Source organism: Variovorax sp. SG517 (assembly GCF_013376045.1).
Taxonomy (GTDB): domain Bacteria; phylum Pseudomonadota; class Gammaproteobacteria; order Burkholderiales; family Burkholderiaceae_C; genus Variovorax.
Genome location: NZ_JABMJG010000008.1, coordinates 39,094 through 57,837 on the forward strand (window position 1 = coordinate 39,094; position 18,744 = coordinate 57,837).

Annotated in this window: 20 protein-coding genes; 15 read left to right on the forward strand and 5 right to left on the reverse strand. The window is 65.6% G+C overall.

Annotated features, from left to right (window positions below):
- Positions 1–168 precede the first annotated feature (168 nt).
- The gene (locus FHT32_RS23320) at positions 169–990 is read left to right on the forward strand and encodes a pyruvate, water dikinase regulatory protein (RefSeq protein WP_093203586.1); all 822 of its coding nucleotides are present in this window, start codon (positions 169–171) and stop codon (positions 988–990) included.
- Between the two features lie 71 nt (positions 991–1,061).
- Here FHT32_RS23320 and ahpF read toward each other — a convergent pair whose 3' ends face one another.
- Both ahpF and ahpC read right to left on the reverse strand, forming a co-directional pair.
- On the reverse strand, positions 1,062–2,618 hold the full coding sequence (ahpF, locus tag FHT32_RS23325) for an alkyl hydroperoxide reductase subunit F (RefSeq protein WP_176666991.1): 1,557 nt from the start codon (positions 2,616–2,618) through the stop codon (positions 1,062–1,064).
- 91 nt (positions 2,619–2,709) lie between these two features.
- Entirely contained in the window at positions 2,710–3,273 is a 564-nt protein-coding gene (gene ahpC / locus FHT32_RS23330; protein ID WP_020723187.1) for an alkyl hydroperoxide reductase subunit C, read from the reverse strand.
- A gap of 261 nt (positions 3,274–3,534) precedes the next feature.
- On the opposite strand from ahpC, the gene bfr reads away from it, so the two are divergent.
- The 13 genes from bfr to hemP all read left to right on the forward strand — a co-directional run bounded on the left by bfr (position 3,535) and on the right by hemP (position 14,679).
- Complete coding sequence (gene bfr, locus FHT32_RS23335) at positions 3,535–4,011, forward strand: bacterioferritin (protein ID WP_081270476.1); 477 nt, start codon at positions 3,535–3,537, stop codon at positions 4,009–4,011.
- Between the two features lie 120 nt (positions 4,012–4,131).
- Complete coding sequence (locus FHT32_RS23340; protein WP_176666992.1) at positions 4,132–4,779, forward strand: PepSY-associated TM helix domain-containing protein; 648 nt, start codon at positions 4,132–4,134, stop codon at positions 4,777–4,779.
- Positions 4,780–4,854: 75 nt separating this feature from the next.
- The gene (locus FHT32_RS23345) at positions 4,855–5,355 is read left to right on the forward strand and encodes a DUF2271 domain-containing protein (protein WP_218088394.1); all 501 of its coding nucleotides are present in this window, start codon (positions 4,855–4,857) and stop codon (positions 5,353–5,355) included.
- Between the two features lie 44 nt (positions 5,356–5,399).
- Positions 5,400–6,209 carry a DUF4198 domain-containing protein gene (locus FHT32_RS23350; RefSeq protein ID WP_218088387.1) on the forward strand — a complete coding sequence of 270 codons (810 nt, stop codon included), beginning with the start codon at positions 5,400–5,402 and terminating at the stop codon, positions 6,207–6,209.
- A gap of 25 nt (positions 6,210–6,234) precedes the next feature.
- Positions 6,235–7,242, forward strand: a complete 1,008-nt coding sequence (locus tag FHT32_RS23355) for an FAD:protein FMN transferase (RefSeq protein ID WP_176666994.1) — start codon at positions 6,235–6,237, stop codon at positions 7,240–7,242.
- The gene (locus FHT32_RS23360) at positions 7,239–8,609 is read left to right on the forward strand and encodes a sulfite reductase subunit alpha (protein WP_176666995.1); all 1,371 of its coding nucleotides are present in this window, start codon (positions 7,239–7,241) and stop codon (positions 8,607–8,609) included. The genes FHT32_RS23355 and FHT32_RS23360 overlap by 4 nt, the downstream gene beginning before the upstream one ends.
- Positions 8,610–8,846: 237 nt before the next feature.
- Positions 8,847–11,240: a catecholate siderophore receptor Fiu gene (locus tag FHT32_RS23365; protein WP_176666997.1), complete on the forward strand. Its 2,394-nt coding sequence runs from the start codon at positions 8,847–8,849 to the stop codon at positions 11,238–11,240.
- Between the two features lie 94 nt (positions 11,241–11,334).
- Positions 11,335–12,015, forward strand: a complete 681-nt coding sequence (locus FHT32_RS23370) for a Fe2+-dependent dioxygenase (RefSeq protein ID WP_176666999.1) — start codon at positions 11,335–11,337, stop codon at positions 12,013–12,015.
- A 115-nt stretch (positions 12,016–12,130) separates the two neighbouring features.
- Positions 12,131–12,403, forward strand: a complete 273-nt coding sequence (locus tag FHT32_RS23375; RefSeq protein ID WP_176667000.1) for a bacterioferritin-associated ferredoxin — start codon at positions 12,131–12,133, stop codon at positions 12,401–12,403.
- A 116-nt stretch (positions 12,404–12,519) separates the two neighbouring features.
- Complete coding sequence (locus FHT32_RS23380; protein WP_371132242.1) at positions 12,520–13,212, forward strand: energy transducer TonB; 693 nt, start codon at positions 12,520–12,522, stop codon at positions 13,210–13,212.
- A gap of 18 nt (positions 13,213–13,230) precedes the next feature.
- The gene (locus FHT32_RS23385; RefSeq protein ID WP_176667003.1) at positions 13,231–13,947 is read left to right on the forward strand and encodes a MotA/TolQ/ExbB proton channel family protein; all 717 of its coding nucleotides are present in this window, start codon (positions 13,231–13,233) and stop codon (positions 13,945–13,947) included.
- Between the two features lie 5 nt (positions 13,948–13,952).
- On the forward strand, positions 13,953–14,366 hold the full coding sequence (locus FHT32_RS23390; RefSeq protein WP_176667004.1) for a biopolymer transporter ExbD: 414 nt from the start codon (positions 13,953–13,955) through the stop codon (positions 14,364–14,366).
- Positions 14,367–14,466: 100 nt separating this feature from the next.
- Positions 14,467–14,679, forward strand: coding sequence for a hemin uptake protein HemP (hemP, locus tag FHT32_RS23395; RefSeq protein WP_019655899.1), 213 nt, complete (start codon positions 14,467–14,469; stop codon positions 14,677–14,679).
- A gap of 185 nt (positions 14,680–14,864) precedes the next feature.
- Here hemP and FHT32_RS23400 read toward each other — a convergent pair whose 3' ends face one another.
- Positions 14,865–15,272 carry a heme-binding protein gene (locus tag FHT32_RS23400; protein WP_007830736.1) on the reverse strand — a complete coding sequence of 136 codons (408 nt, stop codon included), beginning with the start codon at positions 15,270–15,272 and terminating at the stop codon, positions 14,865–14,867.
- Positions 15,273–15,450: 178 nt separating this feature from the next.
- Here FHT32_RS23400 and FHT32_RS23405 point away from each other — a divergent pair, with 178 nt between their 5' ends.
- A complete protein-coding gene (locus FHT32_RS23405; RefSeq protein WP_176667005.1) occupies positions 15,451–16,152 on the forward strand; it encodes a Bax inhibitor-1/YccA family protein in 702 nt (233 codons plus the stop codon).
- A 47-nt stretch (positions 16,153–16,199) separates the two neighbouring features.
- On the opposite strand, the gene rlmD is transcribed toward FHT32_RS23405, so the two are convergent.
- Both rlmD and FHT32_RS23415 read right to left on the reverse strand, forming a co-directional pair.
- Positions 16,200–17,645: a 23S rRNA (uracil(1939)-C(5))-methyltransferase RlmD gene (gene rlmD / locus FHT32_RS23410; protein ID WP_176667006.1), complete on the reverse strand. Its 1,446-nt coding sequence runs from the start codon at positions 17,643–17,645 to the stop codon at positions 16,200–16,202.
- Between the two features lie 31 nt (positions 17,646–17,676).
- On the reverse strand, positions 17,677–18,741 hold the full coding sequence (locus FHT32_RS23415; RefSeq protein ID WP_176667007.1) for a sigma-70 family RNA polymerase sigma factor: 1,065 nt from the start codon (positions 18,739–18,741) through the stop codon (positions 17,677–17,679).
- Positions 18,742–18,744 lie beyond the last annotated feature (3 nt).

The following is an 18,744-nucleotide window of genomic DNA, read 5'->3' on the forward strand; positions in this document are numbered from 1 at the left end:
GTTGAAACCTGTGCCGCATGCAGACGGCGCGGCACGATCGTTCTCGTTGCTTTGGGTGCGGGCGCGGTGTGCATGGAGAGAATTGGGTTGGGAAAGCGGATTCCCGATAATGGCCCTGATTGTAGGCGGGGCAAGGTTGTCCGCGCCGCAGGACAAGGCCGCATGACCATGCATTCACGTACTGTTTTCTTTGTTTCCGACGGCACCGGCATCACCGCCGAGACCTTCGGCAACGCCGTTCTGGCCCAGTTCGAGATGAAGCCCCGCCACGTGCGGCTGCCTTTCACCGACACGGTCGACAAGGCCCATCAGGCGGTGAGGCAAATAAACCACACCGCCGAAATCGAGGGCGTGCGCCCCATCGTCTTCACCACGCTGGCCAACATGGACGTGCTGGAGGTGATCGAGACCGGCTGCAAGGGCATGCTGCTGGACATGTTCGGCACCTTCGTGCGCCCCCTCGAGATCGAACTGGCCATGAAGTCGAACCACCGCATCGGCCGCTTCAGCGACGTCAGCAAGAGCAAGGAATACAACGACCGCATCGCCGCGATCGACTTCAGCCTGCAGCACGACGACGGCCAGAGCAACCGCGACCTGGAGGGCGCCGACGTGATCCTGGTGGGCGTGAGCCGCAGCGGCAAGACGCCAACTTCGCTCTACCTGGCGATGCAGCATGGCCTGAAGGCAGCCAACTACCCGCTCATTCCGGAAGATTTCGATCGCCGCCAGCTGCCGCCGGCCCTGATTCCGCATCGCAAGAAGATCTTCGGCCTGACCATCCAGCCCGAGCGGCTCAGCGAGATCCGCAACGAGCGCCGGCCCAACTCGCGCTACGCCAGCATCGAGAACTGCCGCCACGAAGTTGCCGAGGCAGAGGCGATGATGCGGCGCGCGGGTATCCGATGGCTCTCGACTACCACGAAGTCGATCGAAGAGATCGCCACCACGATCCTGCAGGAGCTGCGGCCCGAGCGCCTGGTCTACTGATACTGCTATCTTTTAAATAGCAAAAAGCGCCCCGCCGGGGCGCTTTTTCGCTTCGCATCGCCGATGGCGGTTTACGCAGGGGCCGACGTGCGGATCAGATGGTCGAACGCACCCAGCGCAGCCTTCGCGCCGTCGCCGGCCGCGATGATGATCTGCTTGAACGGCACCGTGGTCGCGTCGCCCGCCGCGAACACACCCGGCACCGAGGTCTGGCCGCGCGCGTCCACGATGATCTCGCCGTGCTTCGACAGCTCGACCGTGCCCTTGAGCCAGTCGGTGTTGGGCACCAGCCCGATCTGGATGAACACGCCCTCGAGCTCGACCTTCTTCGACTCGCCCGTCGCGCGGTCCTTGTAGATCAGGCCGTTGACCTTCTGGTCGCCGGTGATCTCGGTGGTCTGCGCGTTGGTGAACACGTCGACGTTCTTCAGGCTCCTGAGCTTGCGCTGCAGCACGGCATCGGCGCGCAGCTGCGTGTCGAACTCGATCAGCGTGACGTGGCCGACGATGCCGGCGAGGTCGATGGCTGCCTCGACGCCCGAGTTGCCGCCGCCGATCACCGCGACGCGCTTGCCCTTGAAGAGAGGACCGTCGCAGTGCGGGCAGTAGGCCACGCCCTTGTTCTTGAACTCGTGCTCGCCGGGCACGTTGATGTTGCGCCAGCGCGCACCGGTCGAAATGATGACCGACTTGCTCTTGAGCGAGGCGCCGCTCTCGAGCTGCACTTCGATCAGCCCGTCGCCCGGCACCAGCGCCTTGGCGCGCTGCAGGTTCATGATGTCGACGTCGTAGTCGCGCACATGCTCCTCGAGCGCGTGGGCGAACTTCGGTCCTTCGGTTTCCTTGATCGAGATGAAGTTCTCGATGCCCATGGTGTCGAGCACCTGGCCGCCGAAACGCTCGGAGGCGACGCCGGTGCGGATGCCCTTGCGCGCCGCGTACACGGCGGCCGCAGCGCCCGCGGGACCGCCGCCGACGATCAGCACGTCGAACGGGTCCTTGCCGGCGATCTTCTTGGCTTCGCGCTCGACGCCGCTGTTGTCGATCTTGGCGAGGATTTCCTCCAGGCTCATGCGGCCCTGGCCGAACTCGGTGCCATTGAGGAACACGGTCGGCACGGCCATGATCTGGCGTTCCTTCACTTCTTCCTGGAAGGTGCCGCCTTCGATCATCGTGGTGCGGATGCGCGGGTTCTGCACGGCCATGAGGTTCAGGGCCTGGACCACGTCGGGGCAGTTGTGGCAGGTGAGCGAGACGTAGATCTCGAACTCGAAGTCGCCGTCGAGCGCCTTGATCTGGTCGAGCACGGCCTGCTCGACCTTCGGGGGATAGCCGCCGATCTGCAGCAACGCGAGGATCAGCGACGTGAATTCATGGCCCATCGGCAGGCCGGCGAAGCGCGGGCCGTGGTTTTCGCTCGGGCGGTTGACCGAGAACGAGGGCTTGCGATGGTTGTCGTCGCGGCTTTCGGTCAGCCTGACCAGCGGCGACGATTCGGCGACGTCCTTCAGCAGCGACAGCATCTCGCCCGAGGCCTTGCTGTCGTCGAGCGAGGCGACGATCTCGATCGGCTGCGTGGCGCGTTCGAGGTAACTCTTCAATTGGGCTTTGGTGTTTGCGTCGAGCATGAGGGACTCTCTTTCGATAACGTAAAACTATCAACTGGGGCTGAAAAAGCCCGGGGGCCTATGAGCGCCCGGGCTTTCGCTCGGGTGACGCTTAGATCTTGCCGACGAGGTCCAGCGACGGGGCGATGGTCTTGTCGCCTTCATTCCACTTGGCCGGGCACACTTCGTTCGGGTGGGCGGCGGTGTAGACGGCTGCCTTCAGCTTGCGCAGCGTTTCCTTCACGTCGCGGGCGATTTCGTTCGAGTGCACTTCGGCGGTCTTGATGATGCCTTCGGGGTTGATCACGAAGGTGCCGCGCAGTGCCAGGCCTTCTTCGGGGATGTGCACGCCGAAAGCGTTGGTCAGCGTGTGGGTCGGGTCGCCGACCAGGGGGAACTTGGCCTTGCCGACGGCCGGCGAGGTGTCGTGCCAGACCTTGTGCGAGAAGTGCGTGTCGGTGGTCACGATGTAGACCTCGGCGCCCAGCTTCTGGAACTCGGGGTAGTGTTCGGCCGCGTCTTCGACTTCGGTCGGGCAGTTGAAGGTGAATGCCGCCGGCATGAAGATCAGCACGGACCATTTGCCCTTGAGCGTCTCGTCGGAAACGTCGATGAACTTGCCGTTGAGGTAGGCCTGGGTCTTGAAGGGCTGGACTTGAGTGTTGATCAGGGACATGTTGATTCCTTGGATGCTTCGGTTGGACAAAAGATGAGAGCGAGACATGAGTATAACTACCAATTCAACCAAATTAATAGCTATCACCTATTAAAAGCATTGGGTCTCGCTATGTTTTCGATGGATTCGAAATGCGTTCGGCAACGCAGCAATACGAACGTGTATCACCATCACACGCATGCAGACCGACGCAGCATGGGTTTGCTTGCAAGCGCGTGTTTGGACCTCTGACAATCACCGCTTTTAGAACAAGGAAAAACCATGAAGGGCGACCCCAAAGTCATCGAACACCTGCAGGCGCAGCTCAAGAACGAGCTGACCGCGATCAACCAGTACTTCCTGCACTACCGCATGCTCAAGCACTGGGGCCTGGACAAGCTGGCGAAGAAGGAATACGAGGAATCGATCGGCGAGATGAAGCATGCCGACAAGCTCATGGACCGCATCTTCATGCTCGACGGCCTGCCCAACCTGCAGGACCTGGGCAAGCTGAACATCGGCGAAGACGTGCCCGAGCTGCTGCGCTGCGACCTCGGCGCCGAAACCGGCGCGCAGGCCACCATCAAGGACGGCATCGCGCATTGCGAATCGGTGCGCGACTATGTCTCGCGCGACCTGCTCCAGGAGATCCTGGACGACACCGAGGAGCACATCGACTTCCTCGAAACCCAGATCGACCTGATCGACAAGGTCGGCCTGCAGAACTACCTGCAGTCGCAGATGGGCGAACTCGAATAAGGCGGGGCCTGCCTCTCTTCGATCGACGGGACTTCGGTCCCGTTTTTTATTGCTTTACGTAACTTCACCGCTCACGAATAACAGTCATTCTCATTCGCACGGATAAAATCCGCGCCTTCGATGACTGCCGCCGCCCGCCCCGACAACCGCCGCCGTGCCTACTGGCTCAAGACCCTGCACGAATGGCACTGGGTGAGTTCGGCGATCTGCCTCATCGGCATGATCCTGTTCAGCGTCACGGGATTCACCCTCAATCACGCCAGCCAGATCGAGGCCAGGCCGGTCGTCACCAGGCTGACCGGCACGATCGACGAGACCATGCGCGCGCAGCTCGAGAAGCAGCTGCCTGCCGCCAAGGCTCTCAAGGGCAAGGCCCCTCTTCCCCCCGAACTCCAGGCCTGGGTGCAGAAGCACTGGGACATCAGCACCGCCGGCCGTGGGGCCGAGTGGTCCGACGACGAGATCTACCTGTCGCTGCCGCGTCCCGGCGGCGACGCTTGGCTGCGCCTGAGCCTGGCCGGCGGCGAGATCGAATACGAGCGCACCGACCGCGGCTGGCTCTCCTACCTCAACGACCTCCACAAGGGCCGCAACACGGGCGCCGCGTGGAGCTGGTTCATCGACATCTTCGCGGGCGCCGCCCTGGTCTTCTCGATCACGGGCCTCTTCATTCTCAAGATGCATGCGGGCAACCGGCCTTTCACCTGGCCGATGGTCGGCATGGGGCTGGTCGTGCCGGTGCTGCTCTCGCTGCTGTTCATTCACTGAATTCGTTCATCAATTCATCCAGATCCAGGAAAGAGGTTTCCCGTGCACGTTCGCTACTCACTCGCGCCGCTGGCCATGTCGGCGCTGTTCGCGGCTCCGGCCTTCGCGTCGGGGCTGGCCGTCAACATCGAGATTCCCCGGCTGAACGTCTCCGAGTACCACCGCCCCTACGTGGCGACCTGGATCGAGCGCGCCGACAACACCGTCGCCGGCACGCTGGCCGTCTGGTACGACGTGCGTACCAAGACCAACAACCCCGAGGGCGAAGGCACGAAGTGGCTGAAGGACATGCGCCAGTGGTGGCGCCGCGGCGGCCGCGAACTCTCGGTGCCGGTCGACGGCGTGACGGGCGCGACCAGGCCTGCCGGCAAGCACCAGCTGAGCTTCACCGAAGGCACGGCGCCGATGCCCAAGCTCGCGCCGGGCGCCTACAAGCTCGTGGTCGAGGCCGCACGCGAAGTCGGAGGCCGCGAGGTCGTGAGCATCCCCTTCCAGTGGCCACCGACGGCGGCAGCGCAGCCGACCGCGACGGGCAAGGAAGAGCTCGGCGAGATCAGGCTCGAACTCAAGCCCTGAACAAGTCTCCTGCACCGCAGCCCGCCCATCAGAAAGGACCCGCCATGACCCGCTTCAACCTGCGCCTCGCTTCCCTCGCAATTGCCCTGTCGGCCGCCGCGTCGCTCGCCCAGGCACACAACGCCTGGCTGCTGCCCTCCTCCACCGTGTTCTCCAAGGCCGACACCGTGACGGTCGACGCCGCCGTGTCCAACGACCTGTTCGTTGCCAACCACGCGCCGCTGCGCCTGGACGGCCTGCAGATCACCGCGCCCGACGGCAGCACCGTCAAGCCCGAGACGGAGGCCAAGCTCAAGCTGCGCAACGTGTTCGACGTGAGCGTGGCGCAGGCCGGCACCTACCGCATCGCCGTGATCAACGCCGGCGCCTTCGCGAGCTGGAAGGACAAGGCCACGGGCCAGACCAGGCGCGCACGCGGCACGGCCGAGACCATCGGCAAGGAGATTCCGGCCGACGCGCAGGACGTGACGGTCACGCAGTCGTCCGGCCGCATCGAGACCTTCGTGACCGTCGGCAAGCCTTCCGCGCTCAAGCCGGTCGGCCAGGGCCTGGAGCTGATCGCCACCGGCAGCCCGACCGACCTGGTCAAGGGCGAGAAGGCCACCTTCACGCTGAACCTCGACGGCCAGCCCGCCAAGGGACTGGAAGTGACGGTGACGGCGGGCAACACGCAGTACCGCGACAAGCTCGAGGAAATCAAGCTCAAGACCGACGACAAGGGCCAGTTCAGCGTGACCTGGCCGGCCGCCGGCATGTACTGGCTCGACGCGAACACCAAGGACGACAAGACCACGGTGCCGCAGGCCAAGGAACGTCGCCTGAGCTACGCGGCCACTCTCGAAGTGATGCCCTGAGGCCGCAGCAGAGCGGACCACCTCCTTGGGCCTTTCGTTCAGCACCTGGCGCGCTGGCGGCTACGCCAACGCGGCCGTCCCCCGCCCTGCCGATCCCGCGACGCTGCAGCAGCTGGGCGGCCAGACCATGGGCACCACCTGGTCGCTGCGCTTCGACAACCCGCGCATGCTGCCACTGCCGGAAGTGCGCCTGGCCGTCGAATCGGCGCTCGACCGCGTGATCGCGCAGATGAGCCACTGGGAGCCCGATTCGGACATCAGCCGGATCAACCGCGCCGAGCCCGGATCGCGCCACATCCTGCCGGCGGAGCTCGCCACCGTGATGCGATGCGCGTCCCGATGGGCGACGGCCAGCGGCGGCGCGATCGATCCGACCGTCGGCCCGCTGGTCGCCTGCTGGGGCTTCGGTCCTGAAGCCGGCGCCGAAAACACCCTGCCCGCCGCGGATGCCCTGGCCGAGGCTCGAAAGCGCGTCGGCTGGTCGCGGCTGGCCTTCGATGACGCCGATGGCTCGCTGCTGCAGCCCGGAGGCGCCGCACTCGATCTCTCGGGCATTGCCAAGGGCTTCGCGGTCGATCACGGCATCGAGGCCTTGCGCGCGCTGGGCATCACGGACGCGCTTCTCGAAATCGGCGGCGAGCTGCGAGGCATCGGCAAGCGGCCTGGCGGGCAACCCTGGCAGGTGCTCGTCGACGGCGATCCGGCCGGGGCCAGGCGCGTGGCGCTGGCCGACATGGCCATCGCCACCTCGGGCGACCGGTGGCACCAGCGTTCGCATGAGGGGCGCCGCTGGTCGCACACCATCGATCCCCGGACGGGCGAGCCGGTCGCGCATGCTCTCGCCAGCGTCACCGTGCTGCACGCCGAATGCATGCAGGCCGACGCGCTCGCCACCGTGCTGACGGTGCTGGGGCCAGATGAAGGATTCGACTTCGCGCTGCAGCACGGCGTTGCCGCGCTGTTCGTGAGCCATGGCGTTCCTTCGCCCGCCGCAAAGGCCACGCCCGCCTGGCCCGCGCCGGCCGGCACATGAACGACTTCGGCTGGCGCGCCCTGGGCGCGGGCTCCACCCTTGCTGCGTACGCGGCACTCTGCGCGTCGATCTACCTGCGCGAGCACAGGCGAAAAGCTGCGGCCGCGCGCGATGCCGCAGCGCTTTCAGATGACAGCGACGAGCCCCCGGTGCTCGTGCTGTTCGCCAGCCAGACCGGCCAGGCCGAAGCCATCGCGTGGCAGACCGCCCGGCAGCTGGGCGCCGCGGGCATCCCGGCGCGCGTGATGGAACTGAACGCGCTGGACGCCCCTGCGCTGGCCGCCGCGCGCCGCGCGCTGTTCATCGCCAGCACGTATGGCGAAGGCGATGCACCCGACGGCGCCAGCATGTTCGTCGAGCGAACGATGACGGCGAATTCGCCACCCGCGCTGCCTTCGCTGGGCTACTCGGTGCTGGCCCTGGGCGACCGGCAGTACGCCAACTTCTGCGGCTTCGGCCGCGCGCTCGACGAGTGGCTGCAGGCCGCAGGCGCCACGCGCGAATTCGATCGCATCGAGGTCGACAACAGCGACCCGGCCGCGCTGGCGGCCTGGCAAGCGCAATGGGGCGCAGTGCCGGAGGGCGGCACTGGCGATGCGGCCCCTGCCAGCTTCGCCCAATGGCGGCTCGTTGCGCGCGAGCGCCTCAATCCGGGCAGCGCGGGCGGGCCGGTCTTCCACCTCGGGCTCGTACCGCAGTCGGGCCCCATGCCGCCCTGGGCCCCGGGCGACCTTGCGCAGGTGGCCGTGGCGAGCGATCCGAAGCGGCCGCGCGACTACTCCATCGCCTCGGTGCATGCCGACGGCGAACTGCAGCTGCTGGTGCGGCAGGAACAGCACCCGGACGGCACGCTCGGTGCCGCATCGGGCCTGCTCACGTCCACGCTCAGCATCGGCGACACGGTGGCCTTGCGCGTGCGGCCGCACCGGGGCTTCCGGCTGGACGGCAACGAGACGCGGCCGCTGATCCTCGTGGGCAACGGAACCGGCATCGCGGGCCTGCGCGCGCATCTTCGGGCGCGCGCGGCCATGGGCAGGCACGACAACTGGCTGGTGTTCGGCGAGCGCCAGGCGGCCCACGACTTCCTCTATCGCGAAGAACTCGAAGCATGGCGGGCCGATGGCGTGCTCAAGCGGCTCGACATGGTCTTCTCGCGCGACCAGGCCGAGCGCTTCTACGTCCAGCACCGGCTGCTGCAGTCGGCCGACACTCTGCTGCGCTGGCTGCACGACGGCGCGGCCATCTACGTCTGCGGGAGCCTGCAAGGCATGGCCTCGGGCGTGGACGCGGCATTGCGCCAGATCGCCGGCGAGGCGTTGTTCAGCGAGCTGGCGACGAGCCGCCGCTACCGGCGCGACGTGTACTGAGGCTCGGCAGCCCTGCGAGCTTTCGTTGCACAACAGCAACGCGCCTGCCACGTTCGTTAATTAATTCGACTCAATTGTTAATTTTGATATTGAGAACCAATATCATTCGCAGCGATTTGCGACACCTCGCGAATCGACTCACCCAGCCAGTCCCCCTCGTTTCTCCGACCCAGGAATGCAGGCCGCCCGGACATCGCCAGTCGAGTCCTGCCGCCCGCCCCTTTCGGAGAAAACTTCATGGCCTACATCAAGAGCCGCAAACACACCGTTGCGCGCGCCGTTCCTCACCTCTCGGGCGCTGCCGCCGCCACGCTGCTGGCCATTGCGGCACCCGGCGCCCTGGCCCAATCGGGAGGCGCCCTTCCCGAAGTCCGCGTGCAGGACACCGCCACCGCCGACTACAAGACCGACAACTCGTCGAACCCCAAGTTCACGGCCCCGCTCGTGAACACGCCCCAGACCATCCAGGTCATCAAGGAACAGATCATTCGCGACCAGGGCGCGACCACGCTGACCGAGGCGCTGCGCAACACGCCCGGCGTGGGCACCTTCTTCCTCGGGGAGAACGGCAACACCAACACCGGCGACGCCGTCTTCATGCGCGGCTTCGACAGCTCCAGCGCCATCTTCGTCGACGGCATCCGCGACCTGGGCTCGGTCTCGCGCGACATATTCAACATCGAACAGGTTGAAGTCGTGAAGGGTCCCTCGGGCACCGACGTAGGCCGCACCTCGCCCACCGGCTACATCAACCTCGTCACCAAGAAGCCCAAGCTCGAGGACAGCTTCCTGGGCTCCCTGAGCTTCGGCAGCGCCGACTTCAAGCGCGGCAGTGTCGACTGGAACAAGTCGCTCAGCGGTGCCAACGGCATCGGCGCGGCCTTCCGCCTGAACGCGGTGAGCGAAGACGGCGGCGTGGCGGGCCGCGACTTCGTCAAGAACAAGCGCTGGGCGATCGCGCCTTCTCTCGCCCTCGGCCTGAACAGCCCGACGCGCATCTTCCTCGACTACCTGCACGTCAAGCAGAACAACGTCCCCGACGGCGGCGTGCCCACCATCGGCCTTCCGGGCTACACCACGCCCGACGCCACCGCGATCAACCGCGGCCTGGCCCGCCGCACCTACCTGAATTACGCGCCGCGCGTCGATTCGAGCAACTTCTACGGCACCAGCTCGGACTTCGACAACGTCACGGCCGACATGTTCACCGCGCGCATCGAGCACGACCTCACGCCCGACATCACCATCCGCAACACCACGCGCTACGGCAAGACCTCGCAGGACTACATGCTGACGTCCTTCATGGGCGGCGGCCTGACGTCGACGAACGGCGCCGGCACCCTGCCCGCGGCGAACTCGGGCTTCCTGAACACGGTGATCCCGACGATCCCGGCAAGCTGGACGATCACGCGCAACCTGCCCACCAACAAGGACCAGGAAAACACGATCTTCACCAACCAGACGAGCGTGTCGGCCAAGTTCAACACGGGCAGCATCAGCCACTCGTTCAACGGCGGCCTCGAATTCATCCGCGAGAAGCAGACCGCCAACAACTTCTACGCACCAGGCTTTGCGAGCGTGGGCACCACGCTGGCCGCTGCCGGCTCGTGGCCCGCCGCCAACCTCTACAACCCGAACCCCTACGTGAGCGGCTACAACCGCATCGCCAACGGCACCGGCTCGGAGGGCAGCACCGACACCATCGGCCTGTACGCCTTCGATACGCTGAAGTTCAACGAGCAATGGCAGCTGACCGCCGGCCTGCGCTACGACCACTACTCGACCACCTACAACGCCACCGCCCTGACGCTGGCGCGCAGCGGCAACGGCCCGCAGACCGCGACCATCACGCCGACCAGCCTGAAGCTGTCGGACAACCTGCTCTCCGGCAAGATCGGCCTGGTCTACAAGCCGACCGAGAACAGCAGCGTCTACGCGGCCTACGGCACCGCGGCGCAACCGCCGGGCGGCGCCAACTTCCAGCTGGCCGCCGGCGGCACCGGCAACAGCACCGGACGCACCGACTTCCTGCCGCAAAAGGCCAAGACCTACGAACTCGGCACCAAGTGGGACGTGATGAACAAGCGCGTGGCCCTGACTGCGGCGCTCTATCGCACGGACGTGAGCAACGAGGTGGTGCAGGACTCGGTCACGCAACAGTACTTCCAGACCGGCAAGAAGCGCGTGCAGGGCGTGGAACTCGGCGTGTCGGGGGCGCTGACCGACAACTGGGGCGTGAGCTCGGGCTTCACCACCATGAACACCCGCGTGCTGAGCGGCCCCTCGGTGCTGGCGGACGGCTCGACCGCCCTCGCCTACACACCGAAGAAGGCCTTCACGCTATGGACCACCTACCAGTTCCCGTTCGGCCTCACGCTCGGCGGCGGCGCGCGCTACAACGGCAAGCTGCAGCGCGGCACCGACGGAGCGGTGGGCACGCCGGCTTATGTCGATTCGTACTGGGTGTTCGACGCGATGGCGTCCTATCGCATCAGCAAAAACATCGACATCCAGCTGAACGTCTACAACCTGTTCAACAAGGACTACGTGGCGGCCATCAACAAGAGCGGCTACCGCTACACGCCGGGCATCCCCCGATCGGCCAAGATCACCGCGAACTTCGCATTCTGACGGCCTCCTTGCGTGCACCGGCCTCGCCCGGTGCGGTGCGACACTCGAGCCCCGGCCCGCGCCGGGGCTTTTCTCATTGCGGAGTTCCCGAAAAATGATGCTGCATGTGCCCGAAGTGCTGAGCCCCGAGCAGGTGCGCGAAATGCGCGCCGCGCTCGACGCCAGGCAATGGACCGACGGCCGCGAGACGGTCGGTGCGCAGGGTGCGCAGGTCAAGCGCAACCGCCAGCTGCCGGAGCATTCGCCGATCGGCAAGGAACTGGGCGGCATCGTGCTCGCCGCGCTGGCTCGGAATGCGCTCTTCTTCTCGGCCGCGCTTCCGTCGCGCTTCGTACCGCCGCTTTTCAACCGCTATGAAGGGGGCGAGCACTACGGCGTCCACGTCGACGGCGCGGTGCGGGCCGTGCCCGGCAGCGGGCAGCAGCTGCGCACGGACCTGTCGTGCACCCTTTTTCTTTGCGACCCGGAAGACTACGAGGGCGGCGAACTGGAAGTGATCGACACCTACGGCTCGCACGAAGTGAAGCTGCCGGCCGGCGATCTCATTCTTTACCCGGCGAGCAGCCTTCACCGCGTCCAGCCCGTGACAAGGGGGGCGCGGGTCTGCTCGTTCTTCTGGCTGCAGAGCATGGTGCGTAGCGACCAGCAGCGCGGCATGCTTTTCGAGCTGGACCAGAACATCCAGAAGCTGCGCGCGCGCCTGGGCGAATGCGAGGAAACCGTGGCGCTGACGGGGCACTACCACAACCTGCTGCGGCTCTGGTCGGAGGTCTGATTTTTCAGCGGGCCGGGTGTTGCATGAATCAGTAACACATAGTTATTGTGAATGCGATGGATTCTTATTTATAATCATCCACATCCAACAGCCAGCCAACTGAGCTTTCACCGCCATGATCGTTTGTGTCTGCCGCCGAGTCTCCGACCGCGAAATCGCACGTCACGTGCGGGCCGGCATGACTTTCGACGAAGTCCAGTTCGAACTTGGCGTGGCCACCCAGTGTGGCCAATGTGAAGGCTGCGCGCGCGATATCGTCGCGCAGTGCAGCGCTTCGCACCCGGTCGCCGCATTGAATTGCGAATCGGGCCCGAGAGCGATCCAGCTTGCCAACTCCATCAAGGAAAGCAAAGCATGGAACTCGTCTCGGCAATCGGCGGCAGCCTGATCCTCGTCGCTGGTTCGGCCTGGTGGATCTTTCGCAAGTAGCGCCAGTGGCGTCTTCGTAGCGGTTTTGCTGCAATCGGGGCACCTTTGGCGGTGCCCGCATTCGAATGGTTGATCGTGTCTGACCGCTTCGCCCCCCCTCCTTCCCTCTTCGGCCTTTCGCGCAATGTCGTCATTGCCGGAGGGGTCGTCCTGTTTCACGCTGCTGCGCTGTGGGCGCTCCAGAGTGGCCTGCTGCGCCGCGCCGCTGAAGTGGTGATCCCCGTGGAGATCATCAGCCAGCTCGTGGAGCCGCCCAAGCCGGCCCCTCCCCCGCCGCCTCCGCCCCCACCGCCGGAAAAGAAGGTGGTCAAGTCGCCGCCTCCTCCGCGGCCGCAGGCGATCCGGGAACCCAAGCCGACCCCGGCGCCCAACGCGCCGACAGGCAGCGTCGAGCCCCCGCCGCCGCCGGCCCCCATTCCGCCGCCCGCTCCCGAGCCGCCGCCGGCGCCGCCTCCCGCACCGCCGGCGCCCAAGCTGGTTGAGATCAGCGAAGGCCAGACGCAGTACGTGCGCGAGCCGCGCGTGGTGTTTCCCGCAATGAGCAGGCGCCTGGGCGAATCCGGCGTCGTGGTCGTTGCCGTGTATTTCAACAGCGCGGGCATCCCCAAGCGGGCCGAAATCTTCAAGTCCAGCGGCTTCGAGCGGCTCGACCAGGCCGCGCGCGAAGCGCTGATGTCCTCCCAAGTGACGCCGTTCAAGCAGCCGGGGGCCAACGAGGCCACGGTCTACATGCTGAAGGCGCCCATCCGGTTCAATCTTTCCCAGTAATTTTTTGGAGTAGTACGCATGGATTCTCAATTCGGCTTGATGAACGTCTGGAATCAGGGCGACTTCGTCACCAAGGCCGTGGCGGTGCTGCTGATCGGCATGTCGCTCGCGTCGTGGATCGTGATCATCGTCAAGGCGCTCGACGTCATCCGCTACAAGCGCCTGGCCAAGCACTCGCAGGACTTCTGGCACAGCGAAGACTTCGCCACCGCCCTGAACAAGCTGGGCAAGGACGACAGCAACCCCTTCCGCGCGCTGGCCCTCGAAGGCCGCGAGGCGGCTGCCCACCACCGCAACACCAAGGCCCACCTGCACGATGCTCTGGACGTGAGCGACTGGATCACGCGCGCGCTGCGCAACGGCATCGACGCCTTCACCGCCCGCCTGCAGACCGGCCTGGCGATCCTGGCTTCGGTCGGCTCGACGGCTCCGTTCATCGGCCTCTTCGGCACCGTGTGGGGCATCTATCACGCCCTCATGAGCATCGGCTCGGCCGGCCAGGCGACCATCGACAAGGTGGCGGGCCCGATCGGCGAGGCGCTGATCATGACGGCGCTCGGCCTGGCCGTGGCCATTCCCGCGGTGCTGGGCTACAACGCACTGGTGCGCGGCAACAAGTTCGTGCTGACCAAGCTCAACGCCTTCGCCCACGACCTGCACGCCTACTTCGTGACGGGTGCCCGCGTCCAGAGCGGCAGCGGTGACGCTATCGTGGTTCCGCTCAAGAAGGGCTGAGCATCATGGCCTTCGGAACACAAGACGAACCCGATGAGGTGATGAACGAGATCAACATGACGCCGCTGGTCGACGTCATGCTGGTGCTGCTCATCATCTTCATCATCACCGTGCCGGTGATGAAGCACGCGGTCAACATCGACCTTCCTCGCGCCACGAGCGAGCCCGAACAGCCCAAGCCGCAGAACATCCTGTTCAGCGTCACGGCCGACGGCACCTACTACTGGAACGAGCAGAAGATCGACGACAGCGAGCTGCCGGGGCGCCTCGCCGCGGAAGCCGCCAAGGAACCGCAGCCCGAATTGCACATCCGCGGCGACAAGGCCGTTCGCTACGAGCGCGTGGCCAAGGCGATGTCGGAAGCCCGGGAAGCCGGCGTGCGCAAGATCGGCTTCGTCACCGAACCTGACGCGAAGTGACCTGAAGGAAAAGTCACAAGGAAAAAAAGTTAATCACGACGATTGACTTCTACTTGCGAATCATTATCATTCAGTCATCGCTTCGATAAGGGAACTCAAGATGCCAGCCACACCGAATGCCTTCTCTGTCCTGAACCATCCTTCGCTCGACCAATCGGGTGGCGGCCATGCGTCCATCCAGGCAACGCGTCCGGTACCAATGCTCGAAAGCACGGAGCTCCTGAAAGGAAGCAAGACCGTGGGCATCATGCACAACGGCTCCCTCTACCGGCTGCAAGCCACCAAACTCGGCAAGCTGATCCTGACCAAGTAAGTCACCCAGCCCGCCCTTCGCGCAAGTTTCATCGTGGGGCGACTCAAGGAGACTCATCTCCGAAGGGTCGTTTTTTGCTAGCCAACGGTTTTCCGACTAGCCAAGCTTTTTTTCCACGCTGAAGCAGTCCCAAACGAAAACGCCGACCTCGAAGTCGGCGTTTTGCATTGCGCGAAAGAAAAGAATCAGAGGCCGAGAGCCGCAATGCCGGCCTTGGCGATCTGCGCGTCTTCGTTCGACTTCACGCCGCTCACGCCGACGGCACCGATCACGTGGCCGTCCTTGACGATCGGCACGCCGCCTTCGAGCAGGCCCTGCACTTCGGGCGCCGTCAGGAACGCCGTGCGGCCGCCGTTGATGATGTCTTCGTAGACCTTGCTCTCGCGGCGGCCCATGGCAGCCGTATGTGCCTTGGCGGGTGCGATGTGCGAGGAGAGCGCAGCGGCGCCGTCCAGGCGCTGCAGCCACAGCAGGTTGCCGGCGTCGTCCGAGATCGCGATGGTCACTGCCCAGTTGTTCTTGAGGGCTTCGGCCTCGGCTGCTGCGGCAACGGCCTTGACGTCGGCGAGTTCGAGGAAGGATTTGGTCTTCATGATGGATGAGCTCTGCTTGCGTGAAAACCCAAGAGCATAACGGCCATGCCGCAGCCGCTACGCCAAGGCGGCTTCAGGGCTTGGGAACACCCCGCATACGGTCTTTTCGATACCCCCTCTTGCGGCCCCCTAGAATGCGCCCAACTGCATCCTTGCAGCAACCACAGGAGCTCCGGCCATGAACGACCGCGTTACCACCCTAGACACCTCTTCCGGCTACGGCCAGCCACTGGCTCAAGCCGAACGCCAGCGCGTGCTGCGCAACACCTACTGGCTGCTCGCACTGAGCCTGCTGCCCACCGTGCTGGGCGCATGGGTCGGCGTCAGCACCGGCATCACCCGCTCGCTGACCGGCGGCCTGGGCCTCATCGTCTTCCTCGGCGGCGCCTTCGGCTTCATGTTCGCCATCGAGAAGACCAAGAACTCCGCGGCAGGCGTGCCGGTGCTGCTGGGTTTCACCTTCTTCATGGGCCTGATGCTGTCGCGCCTGATCGCGATGGTGCTCGGTTTCAAGAACGGCTCCGAACTCATCATGACGGCCTTCGGCGGCACCGCCGGCGTGTTCTTCGTGATGGCCTCGCTGGCCACCGTCATCAAGCGCGACCTGTCGGGCATGGGCAAGTTCCTGTTCGTCGGCGCCATGGTGCTGATGGTCGGCGGCATCATCAACGTGTTCGTCGGCTCGACCACCGGCATGCTGGTCATCTCGGTGGCCGCCATCGGCATCTTCTCGGCCTACATGCTCTATGACCTGAAGCAGATCATGGACGGCGGCGAGACCAACTACATCAGCGCCACGCTGGCCCTGTACCTCGACCTGTTCAACGTGTTCCAGAGCCTGCTGGCCCTGCTGGGCATCTTCGGCGGCGAGCGCGACTGAACGAGCGAACCGATCACCAACAAAAAGGGCCCCGAAGGGCCCTTTTTTCATTCCAGTTCGAAAACCGCAATCGACTCGACGTGCGCCGTGTGCGGAAACATGTTGACCACCCCCGCATGGGTGCAGCGATAACCCGCCTGATGCACCAGCAGGCCCGCATCGCGCGCGAGCGTCGACGGGTTGCAGCTGACGTAGACGATGCGCTTCGGCGGCGTCCAGCCGTCGGCGCGCAATTCGGGTTGCTGGTGAAGATCGGCAATGGCTTTGGCCAGCGCGAATGCACCTTCGCGCGGCGGGTCGACCAGCCACTTGTCGGCGCTGCCATCGGCCACCAGCATCTCCGGCGTCATCTCGAACAGGTTGCGCGCCACGAAGGCCGCGGGCGACAGCTCGCGGCGAGCCGACGTGGCCGGCTGATTCCTCTTGAAGTTGTCGGTCGCACGCGTCACCAGCGTGTCGCTGCCTTCGATGCCCAGCACCTCGCGCGCCCTGCTGGCCAATGGCAAGGTGAAGTTGCCAAGGCCGCAGAACCAGTCGATCACGCGCTCGTCGGGCTGCACGTCGAGCAGGCGCAGCGCCTTGCCCACCAGCGCCCGGTTGATGTGCGGGTTGACCTGCGTGAAGTCGGTGGGCTTGAACGGCATCGTGACGCCGAATTCCGGCAGCCGGTACGCCAGCGGCGTGCCGCCCTCTTCCAGCAGCTTCACGGTGTCCGGCCCCTTGGGCTGCAGCCACCATTGCACGCCTTCGTTCCTGGCCGCAAATGCCTTCAGCCGGTCGATGTCGGCGCGCGAGAGCGGTTCCAGGTGGCGCAGCACCAGGGCGATCGTGCCGAGCCGCGTGGAATCGGGCGCGTCGCCGCAGGCCAGTTCGATCTGCGGGCAGGTGTCGCGCGCGTCCATCGAGCCGATCAGCTCGCGCAGCGGCATGAGCATTTCGCTGACCTGCTTCGGCAGCACCGGGCAGACCTGCATGTCGGCCAGGTAGCGGCTCTTGCGCTCGTGAAAGCCGATCAGCACCGTGCCCTTCTTGACCACGTGGCGCACCGAGAGGCGCGCACGGTAGCGGTAATGCCAGGCCGGGCCTTCGAGCGGCCGCAGCAGGTTCTCCGGCTTGACCTTGCCGAGGTGCCAGAGGTTGTCTTCCAGCGCACGCTGCTTCACCGCCACCTGTGCGGCCGCATCGAGGTGCTGCATCTTGCAGCCGCCGCACGCGCCCGTGTGCAGGCCGAAATGGGGGCAGCCCGGGCGCACCCGCTGCGACGATTCGCGGCGGATGGTGGTGACCGTGCCCTGCTCCCAGTTGTTCTTGCGGCGATGGACGTTGAACCGCACTTCCTCGAAAGGCAGCGCGCCTTCGATGAACACGACCATGCCGTCGGCCTTGTGCGCCACGCCCTGCGCGTCGAGGTCGAGGGACTCGACCTTCAGCCATTCTTCACCGGGATACGCGGGGATCGCGGGGACTTTCTTTTCTTCGATGGATTCCGTCATCCCCCGATTGTCTCAGCGTGGCCGGGTGCCCCTAGAACAGCGCGTCGCGCCCCACGCCGGAGCGAGCCAACTGGCGCCGCATCTTGGCCAGCGCCTCGTTCTGGATCTGCCGCACGCGCTCCCGCGTGAGCCCCAGGCGCACGCTCAGCACCTCCAGCGTTTCGGGCTCGCGGTCGTGCAGGCCGTAGCGGCCCTCCAGCACTTCGCGCTCGCGTGCGTCGAGGGCATGCACCCACTGGTCGAGCAGGCGCTCCACCTCGCGCGTGTGCGCCACGTCGGTCGGGCTGCCGTGCTCGTCCTCGGACGCCACGGTGTCAGCCAGCGTGAAGCCCTCGTCGCCCCGGGAATCGCCCGCGTCCAGCGAGCGCGGGGCCTCGGAGAGGGCCAGCAGATCGGCTACCGCCTGCACGTCGCGGCCCAGCAGCGCGGCAATGTCTTCCACGCGTACGCCGTCGGGCCGCTGTGCGATGAATTCGGCGTCGCTCTCGAGGGTGCGGCGGGCCTTCAGCACCTGCTGCAACTCGCGCACCACGTGCACCGGCAGCCGGATGGCGCGCGCCTGCGTCATGACCGCGCGCTCGACGGACTGGCGGATCCACCAGGTCGCATACGTGGAAAAGCGGAAGCCGCGCTCGGGCTCGAACTTGGTGATCGCGTGCATCAGCCCGAGATTGCCCTCCTCGATGAGGTCGGACAGCGGCACGCCCCGCCCCAGGTAGCCCTTGGCGATGTTGACCACCAGCCGCAGGTTGTGCTCGATCATCGACTGCCGCGCGGCGAAGTCGCCCGCGCGTGCGGCGCATGCGGTCTGGTATTCCTCGGCAGGCGTGAAGAGCTCGGTGCGGCGGACCTGGCGCAGGTAGATGGTCAGCGCATCGGCGCCTTCGCCCCCGACCAGCTCACCTGCGGCGCCCACGGCGTTGTTCGCGGGCAGCGGAACGTCTGCCGCTGATGCGTCTACGGCGTCTACGTCTTCTTCGGGAGCGTGCGCACTCTCGCCGGCAAGCTCCGGATGGCCGTTGCTCGAAGACATGCTGCCCCTGTCCGCCGACCCGCGCGCAGGCAACAGCGTGCGGCGGGAGCGGGAGGCAGCCATGGC

Bases quoted from the DNA above. Each gene is read 5' to 3' on its own strand.
- FHT32_RS23320 (WP_093203586.1), top strand. From the start codon at position 169: ATGCATTCACGTACTGTTTTCTTTGTTTCCGACGGCACCGGCATCACC.
- ahpF (WP_176666991.1), bottom strand. From the start codon at position 2,618: ATGCTCGACGCAAACACCAAAGCCCAATTGAAGAGTTACCTCGAACGC.
- ahpC (WP_020723187.1), bottom strand. From the start codon at position 3,273: ATGTCCCTGATCAACACTCAAGTCCAGCCCTTCAAGACCCAGGCCTAC.
- bfr (WP_081270476.1), top strand. From the start codon at position 3,535: ATGAAGGGCGACCCCAAAGTCATCGAACACCTGCAGGCGCAGCTCAAG.
- FHT32_RS23340 (WP_176666992.1), top strand. From the start codon at position 4,132: ATGACTGCCGCCGCCCGCCCCGACAACCGCCGCCGTGCCTACTGGCTC.
- FHT32_RS23345 (WP_218088394.1), top strand. From the start codon at position 4,855: ATGTCGGCGCTGTTCGCGGCTCCGGCCTTCGCGTCGGGGCTGGCCGTC.
- FHT32_RS23350 (WP_218088387.1), top strand. From the start codon at position 5,400: ATGACCCGCTTCAACCTGCGCCTCGCTTCCCTCGCAATTGCCCTGTCG.
- FHT32_RS23360 (WP_176666995.1), top strand. From the start codon at position 7,239: ATGAACGACTTCGGCTGGCGCGCCCTGGGCGCGGGCTCCACCCTTGCT.
- FHT32_RS23365 (WP_176666997.1), top strand. From the start codon at position 8,847: ATGGCCTACATCAAGAGCCGCAAACACACCGTTGCGCGCGCCGTTCCT.
- FHT32_RS23370 (WP_176666999.1), top strand. From the start codon at position 11,335: ATGATGCTGCATGTGCCCGAAGTGCTGAGCCCCGAGCAGGTGCGCGAA.
- FHT32_RS23375 (WP_176667000.1), top strand. From the start codon at position 12,131: ATGATCGTTTGTGTCTGCCGCCGAGTCTCCGACCGCGAAATCGCACGT.
- FHT32_RS23385 (WP_176667003.1), top strand. From the start codon at position 13,231: ATGGATTCTCAATTCGGCTTGATGAACGTCTGGAATCAGGGCGACTTC.
- FHT32_RS23390 (WP_176667004.1), top strand. From the start codon at position 13,953: ATGGCCTTCGGAACACAAGACGAACCCGATGAGGTGATGAACGAGATC.
- hemP (WP_019655899.1), top strand. From the start codon at position 14,467: ATGCCAGCCACACCGAATGCCTTCTCTGTCCTGAACCATCCTTCGCTC.
- FHT32_RS23400 (WP_007830736.1), bottom strand. From the start codon at position 15,272: ATGAAGACCAAATCCTTCCTCGAACTCGCCGACGTCAAGGCCGTTGCC.
- FHT32_RS23405 (WP_176667005.1), top strand. From the start codon at position 15,451: ATGAACGACCGCGTTACCACCCTAGACACCTCTTCCGGCTACGGCCAG.
- rlmD (WP_176667006.1), bottom strand. From the start codon at position 17,645: ATGACGGAATCCATCGAAGAAAAGAAAGTCCCCGCGATCCCCGCGTAT.
- FHT32_RS23415 (WP_176667007.1), bottom strand. From the start codon at position 18,741: ATGGCTGCCTCCCGCTCCCGCCGCACGCTGTTGCCTGCGCGCGGGTCG.